Origin of the sequence: Sphingobacterium sp. PCS056 (genome assembly GCF_023273895.1) — a bacterium.
Lineage (GTDB): Bacteria > Bacteroidota > Bacteroidia > Sphingobacteriales > Sphingobacteriaceae > Sphingobacterium.
In genome coordinates this window covers 2,950,314-2,963,294 of record NZ_CP096883.1, presented here as the reverse complement: position 1 = coordinate 2,963,294, position 12,981 = coordinate 2,950,314, and the positions used below count along the sequence as shown (strand labels likewise).

At 35.3% G+C, this 12,981-nt stretch carries 11 protein-coding genes and 1 riboswitch; of the genes, 8 read left to right on the top strand and 3 right to left on the bottom strand.

Annotated features, from left to right (window positions below):
- Positions 1-58 precede the first annotated feature (58 nt).
- On the top strand, positions 59-2,503 hold the full coding sequence (locus MUB18_RS12220) for a TonB-dependent receptor (RefSeq protein ID WP_248753274.1): 2,445 nt from the start codon (positions 59-61) through the stop codon (positions 2,501-2,503).
- Here MUB18_RS12220 and MUB18_RS12215 read toward each other — a convergent pair.
- Both MUB18_RS12215 and MUB18_RS12210 read right to left on the bottom strand, forming a co-directional pair.
- A complete protein-coding gene (locus MUB18_RS12215) occupies positions 2,500-3,351 on the bottom strand; it encodes an AraC family transcriptional regulator (protein ID WP_248753273.1) in 852 nt (283 codons plus the stop codon). The genes MUB18_RS12220 and MUB18_RS12215 overlap by 4 nt on opposite strands.
- A gap of 90 nt (positions 3,352-3,441) precedes the next feature.
- Positions 3,442-4,827 (bottom strand): voltage-gated chloride channel family protein, encoded by a 1,386-nt coding sequence (locus MUB18_RS12210; protein WP_248753272.1) that lies wholly within the window; start codon positions 4,825-4,827, stop codon positions 3,442-3,444.
- A 396-nt stretch (positions 4,828-5,223) separates the two neighbouring features.
- Positions 5,224-5,291, bottom strand: a riboswitch (Fluoride riboswitch).
- Between the two features lie 135 nt (positions 5,292-5,426).
- Here MUB18_RS12210 and MUB18_RS12205 point away from each other — a divergent pair.
- From MUB18_RS12205 to gltS, 6 genes are all read left to right on the top strand, one after another.
- Positions 5,427-5,753, top strand: coding sequence for an ArsR/SmtB family transcription factor (locus tag MUB18_RS12205; protein WP_248753271.1), 327 nt, complete (start codon positions 5,427-5,429; stop codon positions 5,751-5,753).
- 101 nt (positions 5,754-5,854) lie between these two features.
- Positions 5,855-6,310 (top strand): DUF6428 family protein, encoded by a 456-nt coding sequence (locus tag MUB18_RS12200; RefSeq protein WP_094772521.1) that lies wholly within the window; start codon positions 5,855-5,857, stop codon positions 6,308-6,310.
- A 13-nt stretch (positions 6,311-6,323) separates the two neighbouring features.
- Positions 6,324-6,932 (top strand): low molecular weight phosphatase family protein, encoded by a 609-nt coding sequence (locus MUB18_RS12195; protein WP_248753270.1) that lies wholly within the window; start codon positions 6,324-6,326, stop codon positions 6,930-6,932.
- Between the two features lie 9 nt (positions 6,933-6,941).
- Positions 6,942-7,973, top strand: a complete 1,032-nt coding sequence (gene arsB / locus MUB18_RS12190; protein WP_248753269.1) for an ACR3 family arsenite efflux transporter — start codon at positions 6,942-6,944, stop codon at positions 7,971-7,973.
- Between the two features lie 216 nt (positions 7,974-8,189).
- Positions 8,190-9,248 (top strand): ArsO family NAD(P)H-dependent flavin-containing monooxygenase, encoded by a 1,059-nt coding sequence (locus MUB18_RS12185; RefSeq protein ID WP_248753268.1) that lies wholly within the window; start codon positions 8,190-8,192, stop codon positions 9,246-9,248.
- 441 nt (positions 9,249-9,689) lie between these two features.
- Positions 9,690-10,889 (top strand): sodium/glutamate symporter, encoded by a 1,200-nt coding sequence (gene gltS / locus MUB18_RS12180; RefSeq protein ID WP_094772517.1) that lies wholly within the window; start codon positions 9,690-9,692, stop codon positions 10,887-10,889.
- 88 nt (positions 10,890-10,977) lie between these two features.
- On the opposite strand, the gene MUB18_RS12175 is transcribed toward gltS, so the two are convergent.
- On the bottom strand, positions 10,978-11,793 hold the full coding sequence (locus tag MUB18_RS12175) for an undecaprenyl-diphosphate phosphatase (protein WP_248753267.1): 816 nt from the start codon (positions 11,791-11,793) through the stop codon (positions 10,978-10,980).
- Between the two features lie 308 nt (positions 11,794-12,101).
- Here MUB18_RS12175 and MUB18_RS12170 point away from each other — a divergent pair, with 308 nt between their 5' ends.
- Positions 12,102-12,944 (top strand): helix-turn-helix domain-containing protein, encoded by an 843-nt coding sequence (locus MUB18_RS12170; RefSeq protein WP_248753266.1) that lies wholly within the window; start codon positions 12,102-12,104, stop codon positions 12,942-12,944.
- Positions 12,945-12,981: the final 37 nt, after the last annotated feature.

Here is a 12,981-nt window from a genome sequence, read left to right as displayed (position 1 = left end):
ATTCAATCCAGAATGGAAAACTTTTTATCTTTTCTACTTTTGGGCAAACTTAAGCCAGATGATTAGATATTTAATTGCACTTTACTTTCTATTAACAGTTCAATTTGGAATTGCCCAGAGCATAAAGCTTTCCGGTCAGGTTAAAGACTCCTTGTCAAACAGTCCAATACCTTATGCCAGTATCGGTCTACTCGATGTCGACAACAAAGTAATCGATGGAATGATGACAGATTCACTTGGAGCTTTTCGATTTTCCAATATCAAGAAGGGAAAATACAAAATCAATGTCAAATTCATCGGTTACAAACAAATACACCGGTCTATTGAAATCAAGGACCAAAAGAAAATCCATATTGGAACTCTATTACTGGCTGCAGCTGGACAAAATCTTCAAGAAGTAACCATTATTGCTAATACAGCAACACAAAAACACAGTAGTGATAGACAGGCGTATATGGCAAGTCAATACAAAAATGCCACTGGTGGCACTGCATTGGATATTGTAAAAAATTTACCTTCTGCATCGGTTGATGCGAGTGGCCATATCAGTATGCGTGGTAATACGGGTGTCATTGTATTAATAAATGGGAAACCCTCTTTCCTGGATCCTGGAACTATCTTAAATCAAATAGCGGCCAACGATGTCACCGAAGTAGAATATATCACCAGTCCCACCGCCCAGTTTGATCCGGATGGCAAAGGTGGCATCATCAATCTAAAAACAAAAAAATCTACTGCCGCTGGATTTTCCTGGTTAGTCAATCTTCAAGCCGGTTTACCGAGTATAGATGACTATCATAATCGTGAACCGCAAAAGCGTTTTGGAGGCGACATTGGTTTCCAATACAAAAAGAAAAAATTAGCATTAAATGCTGCTGCAAATTATCTCAGAAATGACAATGCTGGATTTCGGGAAGGTGATGTCAATACAGTCATTGGAGACCGTCAGACCTTTTTCCCTTCAAAAGGTGAAAGAAGTTTTGATAAATACAACTTTGGCATTAGGTTGAATGGTACTTATGATCTATCCGACAAACATGCTGTGAGCTTAGGTATACTAGCTTCCCGAAAATTTCAAGATCGACTTGCCGATATTTACTATAATAACAGGACCATCCGTCCATCTACAGGAGAGGAAATAGCACGAACAGACTATTTCAATTCTAATCTCCAGAATAAACAAGGAGAATTTTACATGTTTGATTTTAATTATGAATATAAAATCAACACCGCTAATTCCCTTCAAATGGGTGTTATCTACGAATATGCTCATATTTATGGCTCAACCAAAAATGGAAATATCGAACGTGATGTAGATACAGTACAGTGGACCCACAATAAGTATAAAAATCCACTTCATGGATTAAGACTTTCCCTACAGCACACCTGGAAATCTGATCATCAGGAGTTATCGACCGGTTACCAGCTAAGAAACGATAATCAAAAAGGAAGTTTCGACTATTACGCTTCTCAAAATGGTAGCAGCAACCAACAATTAGTTCCAGAATTTACCGGTAAACTAACCGCGACCAACCGTGTACATGCTATTTTCACACAGTATAATCAGCAATTTTCAGCTATCCAGCTGTCTCTAGGTCTCCGCTACGAATATTACCAACGCGATTTATATTTACTGCATAACAATCAGAAATATCCATATGCTATCCATCAATTATACCCAACCTTTAATTTAATGCACGATTTGGGATCCGGTTGGTCATGGAAAGTAGCAGCATCCAGACGGGTGCAACGTAACAATAACTTTGAACTGAATCCTATTCCAGAACGGGAACACTCCGAAACTCTAGAACAAGGCGATCCGGAATTATTACCGGAGTTCACGGTAAATACTGAAACTGGACTGATCAAAAAACTAAAAACAGGAAGTGTTTTTTTGAACGGTTATTACCAACACACTAAAAATCCGATCCAAAGAGTAAATTCCGTATATGCAGATACCATTCTCCACCGTGTTTTTACCAATGCCGATTATGCCTCTCGATATGGTGCAGACATCGGTGGCGAAATTCGATTGATTTCATGGTTAAAGGTGAATGGCGGACTTAATGTATATCACTACAAAATTTCTGGACAGGTATTAAATGATCAAGATACCAGAACAAATCAGGACTGGGTATATTCCATTAATGCCGGCATTCAAGCTGATTTCTTAAAAAACTGGAGTACAGGACTGCAGATCAATTATTTATCAGAAAAACCCACAGTACAGGGTATGGATTCCCGATTTATCGTACCGAACTTTAATTTAAGTAAAGCTTTTTGGAAGGGAGCACTCACGGCTCAATTGCAATGGCAATTTATTGAACTCGGTGACTGGGGTGTAAACGAACAACGGATTACCACCTACTCCCATGACTTCTATACCACGACAAACTACATTTATGAAAAAAATATAGTTTTGCTTAATCTAAGCTTCAATATGCATAAACTGAATAAGTTATTTAAACTTCCGAAAAGCGAATTTGGAGAAAAAGAATTCTAGTTTTCTTGTTTTTTGAATTCAGAAGGAGTCATACCTGTATAACGCTTAAAGTACTTAGAAAAATTTGATTTATCAGAAAAACCTAAGTCAAATGCAACCTCTGATATCGAATTTGCCGTGTAGAACAACAGTCTTTTGGCTTCCTTGATGATATATCCTGCTAATACCTGCGAAGCCGTTAGATCAGCATTGGTCTTGCAGTTAGCACTGAGGTTTTGTGGGCTCGTATTCAACTGAGAAGCGTAGTAAGCGACGTGGTTTACCACTCTGATCTCCTTGTTGAGTAAGTCACAGAATCGGTCATAAAGATTTTGCTGCGTAGATTTAGCCTGTTTTGAACTGGCTTTATATTCTAATACTTTTGCCAAGAAAGCTTTAAACAAGCCTTCTTGGCAAATTTTATTATCCTCCACAGCTAAAATTCTTAAGAGATTTTCAAAAATATCAGGTTTATCAAAGTATATCGTATCATATCGACAAATAGTATTGACCAATCTATTGATTTCAAGATCCAAACTTTGGCTCACAAAAGCATCTTTTATCAATAGCACAAAACCCTTTACCGGATTGACCAGCTCCCAATGATGCACATTGTCCTTCTGGATGATGAGTAAGCATGGTGTCTCTATAATGGATTCTCTACCGTCTATGATATGGTTCCCTGAAGTGGAAGACAGAAATACTAACTCCAGATAACCATTATGCTTATGCGGTCTTGTTATATTTTTGGACAGGTCAAAATCAACAACTTTAATTAGCCTTTGAACTTCCAGTTTATCTTTTATTGCTATCTTTTTTTTATCCATCGCCATTAACCAATTATAGTGAATAATCTTGCGAAATTGCATATTATAAAATCAAATTAATAATGATACTATTGTCATTATCATCAATCTAAAAATTAAAGATATATTCATAGATTCATTCGAATCACAGGGCTATTTATTTTTTTTCACCATTTTTTTAAAGTTGCTGATATGATATTGTAGAAAATCATCCCTCCTTTTACCTGATTCGGATAAAGTTGTATCCGATGAAAAATAGGAATCGAATATTTTGGGTACTTCTATACGCTGAGCACTGTATATACCTGAGTGTCCACTGAAGAAATAGGCGGTACAACAGGCAATGGCATAATAGAGAGTATATTCACCGCCAAAAAGCTCCACCCCCATTAATGTACAGGCAAGCGGTGTATTGGTTGCCCCAGAAAAAACGGCAATAAATCCAAGCGCTGCAAATAAACCTACTGGTGCATTCATAAGCTCGGAAAGCGTGTTGCCCAACGTCGCTCCAATGTAAAATAGCGGCGTTACTTCTCCACCTTTAAAACCTGTACCCAATGTAATGGTAGTGTAAATGGTTTTCCACAACCAGCTCCATGTATCGGAACCACCAGATTGGAATGCTGATTGAATAGTTACAGCTCCTTGGTATTCGGGATCTACACCTAAGCTCAAGTAGTCGGGCTTACCAGTGACACGCGTCAATAGAATAATAATGCAACCTCCAATCATGGGAATAAGCCATTTTTTTGAGACTAAACCTACCATACCTGCTTTGATTCGGTGGGCCATTTCAGCAAACATAAAACTGGCCAATCCAAATGCAATGGAAGCTATTATAATTTTTCCCAGCAACAGCATATCAAAGGATACGTATTCTGAAAGCCAAAAAGTTTGTCCAGACGGGGAAATAGCATCAATATGATAATGGGTATGGTGTATCTTCCAGGCCGATACTGTTATATCGCCAACGGTACCAGCTATGAGGCATGGAAGCAGGGCATCATATTTAATTTTACCTATAGCCAATACCTCCAACGCAAATATAGCACCTGCGACAGGAGTTCCAAATACTGCCCCGAAACCTGCGGCTATTCCGGCCGTTAGCACAATGCTCATATCTCTTTGATTGAGGCGAAACCATTTTCCAAACATTTGGGCAATACTTCCCCCGATCTGGACTGCAGTCCCCTCTCGGCCGGCTGAACCTCCGAAAAGATGTGTAATGACTGTCGCGAAAAGTACAATGGGAGCCATTCGCTTTGGTACACCTCCTCCAGGTTGATGTATTTCATCCATTATGAGGTTATTACCTCTCTCAGAAGACTTTCCTATAGATTGGTAAAGTAAATGAATAACAAGCCCAGCTACTGGCAACAGATATAAAAGATAAGTATGCTCAAATCTATAATGTATTGCTAAATTCAAGATCCATAGAAAAAATGCTACAGTACTTCCAATAGCAATCGATATCGGGATCACAATAATGCTCCACCTGACCAGTTGTCGCAAAATGCTGATATGTTCTATTCTCATCATATTTTTTATCAGTTTTTAAATTTAGGTGAAACTTGTTTGCTGTATGAAGCCAAACTTTCCTGGATGATAATTTTAGTGATATTCATATTTCGAATGTTATTATATTTTTTTAGAGATTATATCCTTTTACTGTTCCATTTTATTGAGGTTGTTACTAAAGTCATAGAAACTTTTTGCCAAAGCACTTCGATTACGATAGCGATTACAGACACAAGAATATTGAAACTCATATATGTTAAAGCCTTACAAAATGATATAATGTAAAAATAGAAATATTGCTGATTGCATTGGCTTCTACAAATTTGCAGAGTGAGACCTGATAACTCAAAATTACTATTGTGGTGGATTTCGGATTTTAAAAACATAATAAACCTGATTAAAATGTTGAACATTTAATTTTAATCAGGCGTCATCAGCTTTTTGAGGGCGGTTGGTTAAGGAAGAACACCATTTCCTTTTTGTTTAAACAAATCTAACAAATATTCTTTACTGATGCAATATGCATTAGCAATGACATGAAAAATTGATTAGAAATTTTTAAATAAATATAGCTTTTTAAAATATTAATCGTAATATTGCGATGGTATTTATATTAGAATATGGGAACTACAAAAACAATACACTTTACGGATCAGCAAAACCATATCGCAAACATCGCTAAGGCACTTGGCCATCCTGCTCGTATTGCTATAATAGAATATCTTTTAAAAGTCAATACGTGTATCTGTAGTGATATTGTTGATGAGTTACCGCTAGCGCAGTCCACGATTTCACAGCATTTGAAAGAATTAAAAAATGCCGGTCTAATAAAGGGAAATATCGAAGGGACATCCATTTGCTACTGTATAGACGAAAAAGCATTTGGATTATTAAAAGCCTATTTTGGTAATATAATCTTATCCGTAAATAATCAAAAATGTTGTTAAGGTCTGCTAAGAGCCACTAATTGTTTAGCCTACATACAAGCAGAAGTAATTTTTTTCACATACAAACATCGTAATATAACGATAAACTAATATAAAAAATCATGAAATTATCAGAAATCAAACAAATCCTTCCAACATTAGAAAATGTTGAATTCCAATTAGAAGATGGAACTTTTGTACCTGAACATTTCCACGTTACTGAAGTAGGTCAGATCAATAAAACTTTTATTGATTGTGGTGGAGTTACTCGTACAGAAAACACTGTAAATTTTCAATTGTGGAATGCGGATGACTATGAACACCGATTAAAACCTGGGAAACTTTTACATATCATCGAACTATCAGAAACAAAACTTAATATTGGAGATCATGAAATTGAAGTAGAATATCAAAGTAGCACGATCGGGAAATATGGTTTGGAATTCAATGGTAAAAATTTCGTTTTAACGAATAAAAAGACAGCATGTTTGGCTCAAGATGCTTGTGGTATTCCTAGCCAATTAACTGTTGTTGAATCAAAATCAAATAGTTGCACACCAGGCTCAGGCTGTTGTTAATTAACATATTACTATGAACGCAAAACTAGTAAATACAATTTCTGATATTATAAAATTAGAAATCAATCAAGAGCGCAAAACTATATTGCAACCCTTAGTTGACTATATACAAGGTAAAGTGACCAATGGCTTAGATATCAATATCAATTTCATCTGTACTCACAATTCAAGACGAAGTCACCTATCTCAAGTATGGGCGCAAATAGCTTCTGCACATTACAAAATACCTGGAGTAATATGTTATTCAGGTGGTACCGAAGATACTGCAATGTTTCCTAAAGTTGCACAAACCTTTGCCCATCAGGGAATCGAAGTTATGACCATCTCCGAGGGATCAAATCCGGTATATGCATTAAAATATGACCAAAATGCATTGCCGATCATTGGTTTTTCTAAAAAGTACGATTCATCGTTCAATCCTAAATCAAATTTTGCGGCTATTATGACCTGTTCACAGGCAGATGGAGGATGTCCTTTTATCGTTGGAGCAGAAAAACGTATACCGATTACTTTCGAAGATCCAAAAATTTCTGACAATACTGAACAGCAGGATGAAGTCTATAGCAGCAGAAGTTTAGAGATCGCTTCCGAGATGTTTTATGTCTTTTCACAGATTAAATAATAAATCGCGATGGAAGTAAAAATGAAGTTTCTTGATCGGTATCTAACACTCTGGATCTTCCTTGCCATGGGAGTTGGAGTACTTATAGGAAATATATTCCCTGGTATTTCTGATGTAATGGATAAATTATCAATAGGCGCGACCAATATTCCATTGGCTATCGGATTAATAATCATGATGTATCCTCCACTCGCTAAAGTAAATTATAATTTATTGCCACTGGCATTCAAAGATAAAAAGGTACTGAGTTTATCTCTTGTCCTGAACTGGTTTGTGGGTCCTATCTTAATGTTTATCCTAGCAGTGATTTTTTTAAGAGATGAACCGGATTATATGGTTGGTTTAATTCTTATAGGACTTGCACGCTGTATTGCTATGGTGATCGTATGGAATGATTTGGCTAAAGGAAATAGAGAATATGCCGCACTTCTTATCGCGTTAAACAGTATTTTTCAAATACTGTTCTATAGTATATTTGTATGGCTATTTATCAATGTTTTACCATCCTATTTTGGCTTTGCAGAATATGCGATTTCAATAGAAATGAGCGAAGTCATAAAGAGTGTGCTCATCTATTTAGGGATTCCTTTTTTTGCAGGATTTTTAAGTCATAAGTATCTTTCAAAAATAAAAGGTGAAAATTGGTATAATCGCAAATTTATACCTTTTATTTCTCCATTCACTTTATATGCCCTATTATTTACAATTGTGTTGATGTTTAGCTTAAAAGGAGAACAGATCGTACAGCTACCTATGCAGGTGGTAAAAGTCGCCGTACCATTGATCATTTATTTTGTCTTGATGTTCTTTATCAGTTTCTTCATGAATAAATCTATGCATGTAGATTATGATAAGAATACGGCTATTTCATTTACAGCTACCGGAAATAATTTTGAGCTTGCTATTGCAGTTGCCATAGCAGTATTTGGAATACATTCTCCGCAAGCATTTGTGGGTGTTATAGGTCCATTGATTGAAGTACCAGTATTAATATTATTAGTCCGCGCCAGTCTTTGGCTAAAAAAGAAATACTACAGGTAAAATTATTGCTGATTAGGGGTTTTCACAATTGATAACCTCTAATTTTTAAAATAATACTTATCCTTTGTCAGAGATAGGAATATCACTGTAGATCTAATTAAGAATTGTTGGTTTTCTGCAAAATTTTCATCACCCAAACTTCTTATTTGACTATAAATTCTAAAAGTATTGTAGATAACGTAAATTGTAGATTATTAATCATTCAAATTAAACAAAATGAAGAATTATGATGTAATAGTGATTGGTGGAGGACAAAGTGCCCTAGCCTGTGGATACTTTTTACGACGGACAGAGCTCCATTACACCCTTCTCGATGACCAAGAACAGTCAGGTGGCGCATGGCTTCATGCCTGGGACTCTTTGACATTGTTTTCTCCTTCACAGTTCAGTTCTTTACCTGGCTGGTTAATGCCTGAATCTGCAGAAAGATTCCCTTCAAGATCCGAAACCATAGAATACTTGGGTGCATATGAAAAAAAATATATGATACCGGTTAAAAGGTCAACAAAAGTTATAGCAGTAAATAAAATGGACAAAGGTTTTAACTTACAGACATCAGATGGTGAATATCACGCCAAGGTTGTGATTTCAGCAACAGGAACCTGGTCAGCTCCCTTTGTTCCAATAGTAGAAGGACAGAAATTGTTTCAGGGTGCTCAAATTCATTCTAGTGTTTACCAAAAACCTGATATTTTTAAAGATAAAAAAGTATTAATAATAGGCGGTGGTAATTCTGGAGCACAACTACTTGCCGAAATATCCAAAGTAGCACAAACTGAATGGTCTACACTTGAAAATCCTACTTTTCTTCCTGATGATGTAGACGGACGTGTTTTATTTGATACTGCAACTACAATGTATCATGCGCAAAAAGAAGGAAAACCAGTTGACCCAACCTTATATAATCTATCCAGTATTGTCATGGTACCATCAGTCGTCGAGGCAAGGAAAAGAAATGTTCTACATAGCAAAGGTCGTATAAATTCTATTTTCAGTACTGGTGTACAATGGGAATCAGGGGAAACAGAAAAATTTGATGCTATAGTTTGGTGTACCGGTTTTAGGTACGCTACTCAGCATCTTGAAAACTTAGGTATTACAGATCCTAATGGAAGAATTGAAACCATAGGAACTAGAGTAGATGCTGTCTCTGGACTTTGGTTAGTTGGATATGGAAATTGGACCGGCTTTGCATCTGCTACACTTATCGGCGTAGGCAGATCAGCAAAGAATACAGTAAATGAAATCAAGGAATACTTAGCTAGTAAAAAGTGATAAACTTATGCTTCAAAAACGCGATATCTTGCACTATCATAAAACTTAAAATAAAACAACAAATCCTCCCTAATCTAAAAACTAATATGGTTAAATAAATTCAATTCCTTCTAATTTTAAATAGGTATAGTAAATATTTTAAATGCACACATCCTAAAACTAGTGAAATAGACTTTTGCATCGAAAAAATTAAACGACAAAGAAGCTGTAATATTTATGAAGGCAACTATGGATAAAGGTTAGGACCTTTAGTCTCAGAATCCAAGTGAAGGAGGTCCTATACAACATTGAAGCAAAGGAATAACTATTTAAACAAATCCTATTTTTAATGCTAAAAAAGGTTATTTTCAAAAAAACGAGAGATGTAAATAGGAGTTCCTATTTTATATTTCTACCTTTAGTTCTTTTTGAGATTTAGAATACCACACTTAAAATAGATTTATGACTTTTGGATTGTTTGAAACATTAGCGTGCGCATGCTTAGTATTGCTTTTAGGATTTTTTATTGTTAAGAAAGTGAGTTTTTTCAGAAACTACAATATTCCTGAACCAGTTGTTGGAGGATTTTTTATTGCCATTATACTCTACATCCTGCATGTAACTATGGATCTTAGCTTTTCATTCGAATCTTCACTTCAGACAACCATGATGCTCTTTTTCTTCACATCAATTGGATTAAGTGCGGAATTTGAAAAGCTTAAAAAAGGCGGAAAACCCTTATTCATATTTGTCGTTCTGACGGGAGCATTTATAATCGTTCAAAATATATTTGGTATATCTATAGCTTCAATGCTTGGCATAAACCCAAGCTATGGATTGATCGCTGGTTCAATAACGTTGACTGGAGGCCATGGAACAGGAGCTGCATGGGCACAAAATCTGACGGATACTTTCCAGATAAATGGAGCAATGGAGCTTGCAATGGCTTGTGCAACCTATGGGTTGGTTATGGGAGGACTAATAGGTGGGCCTGTTGCAAAAGTCTTATTAAAGAAAAAAAATATAAGACCTACAAATGAAATTCAAGAAAAAGAACTTCCAGTGGAATTGTTCGAAAGTCCTGCCTCGAAAAGAAGAATCAATGTGCGGAATATGATTGAAACATTAACCATGTTTGCTATCTGCTTGACATTAGGCCAGATACTCTATGAATACGGAAAAGGTTCGTGGATTGAACTTCCAAATTTTGTATGGTGCTTGTTCGTTGGAGTAATCATTCGCAATACCATTAATAGAACATCAAAATATATCGTCAATGATCATGCTGTGGATGTACTAGGAAATACAGGCTTATACCTTTTTTTGACCATCGCACTCATGTCTCTACAATTATGGCAGTTGCAGGGCTTAGCCTCTCAAGTACTGATCATCTTAGTATTACAAACTATTTTACTGGTCTTTTTTGCGATGTTTATTACTTTTAAAGTTATGGGAAGTGATTATGATGCTATTGTATTAAGTGCTGGACACTGCGGATTTGGCTTAGGAGCAACCCCAACAGCTGTGGCGAATATGCAATCAATAACGGATAAATACGGCCCATCACACAAAGCGTTTTTAATCGTTCCTATGGTTGGAGCTTTCTTTGTCGATATCTTAAATAATTTGTTTATAAAACTATTTGTAAGCTATATATCATAGGGTAGTATACATAGTTTACTTCTATACGCAATACATGAAGTCAATAATTGGGCGTTAACGTCCAATTATTGACTTAAGCAGCTAAATATTAAGAATAAAAAAACGCATAGGTAATGACTGTAATTCCTACTGTAAAGCAATAAATAGCAAAATAGGTTAGTTTAGCTTTTTTCACAATATTAATCATCCATGTACATGCAATCAAACCGGAAACAAATGCAGCAATAAATCCTAATAACAAGGAAAATGGTTTAATCGTTAAAGATGCTAAAGACTGATGTTCAACATTTAAATCTAATACCATCTTGGCTGAAGCTCCAAGTATCAAGGGCAAAACCATGAGGAAAGAAAAACGTGCGGCTGCAGATTTATCAACTCCCAATAAGATGGATGTTGAAATAGTAGAGCCAGACCTAGATAAACCAGGAAGTAATGCAGCACACGATTGAGCAAGTCCTATGATGACAGCCTCTTTAGTACCTATCGACTTACTCGTATTTTTAGCTCTATTTGCAAAGTATAGGAGACAACTCGTAACTAAAAGCATCATGCCCACAATTAATAAATTGGAGAAGAGTTCTTCTAGCGTATCTTTTAGAAAAAAACCTACAAACGTGGCAGGAATCATTGAAAGTACGATATACCAAGAATATTTTGTTTCCTCATTCCATTTAAACTGAAATATTCCTTTGATTATTTTCAAAATGTCCTTCCTAAAAATTACAATAGTACTCAAAGCTGTAGCTAAATGTAAAACAATAGCAAACAATAAATTTTCCTCCGAATCGAATTGAAGACCTAGTAACTGTTGGGCAATAACGATATGCCCGGAAGATGAAACGGGTAAAAATTCTGTTAATCCTTGTACAATTCCAACAATAATAGCTTTGATCGATTCACTCATTATGTAATTCTTTTTAAATTAAGGTTCCAATGTAACCATATTTTTTCAAGTATCATAAATATTGATTTATCTAAGTTGGTCTGGTCCAATTTCAAGAAACATGCTAAAGATTAATACACTGAATAACAGATTGTATTAAGCGAACAAAAATTAATGTATAATACTCTTATTACTGATCATTTTAGTAGAACAAACCTTGTTAAAATATACATTAGATATTCCCTTATGGGTATGATTATTGCTATAAAATAAGTATTAAATACCCCACCTTGTCAAAGTAATCTAACAATAGATTGAAACATATAAATATGCCAATAAAATTATTAAATCGAATCAAAAAAAATGAGCTTAGTCAAAGACAACATTCTTTAAACGACAGCTTACTTTCTAAAAATTGCTCTAATAAATACATATTAGGAACTTATGTATTTCCATGTAAAGATCTAGAAAAAAACCAGCCCCTGTTCAATGATGGTATTCCTTCGCTTATTTTTATGCCTAGCTTGTCGAATGAAACTATATTAAGAAAAAAGGGTGACCTGATCAAATTAAAATCCGTTTGGTTATGTTGCGGAATAATTAAAGATATGCAGTGGGAAATACCCGATGGTTTAGCATATATTATAGTCATTCGTTTTAATCCGGCCTCATTTTATTCCATCTTTAATATCAATAGCACTGCGCTAACAAATAATACCGTATGCAGTTTTGAAGATGTCGTCGATACGAAATGGTCTTCTATCATTAAAGAGATGTATACCAAGAATAATATAGAAGATAAACTTCACGTCTGGAATAGCGCGCTTGAACAATTAAAAATAAATGATTTTTTACCTCCTATTCTGAAATCTTCAATAACGGTTATAGACACATATAAAGGCAATCTAACGGTTTCTCAACTGGTGATGTTATTAGGTGAAAATGTAAATCAAAAATGGTTACAAAGAAATTTCCTTCGATATCTTGGCATTACACCAAAGAAGTATATTTCACTTCAACGCTTCATATACACCTATGAAATGTATGAAAGAGAAATGCCTACTCCATTAAATATGGCACCTTTTGAGGGAGGCTATTACGATTACAATCATTTTTTTAAAGATTTCAAACAATATTTAGGTGTTTCTCCGAAACACTATTCCTGGAACTGATTCACTAAATTACGAATCGCTATGGTGTATTTATGTC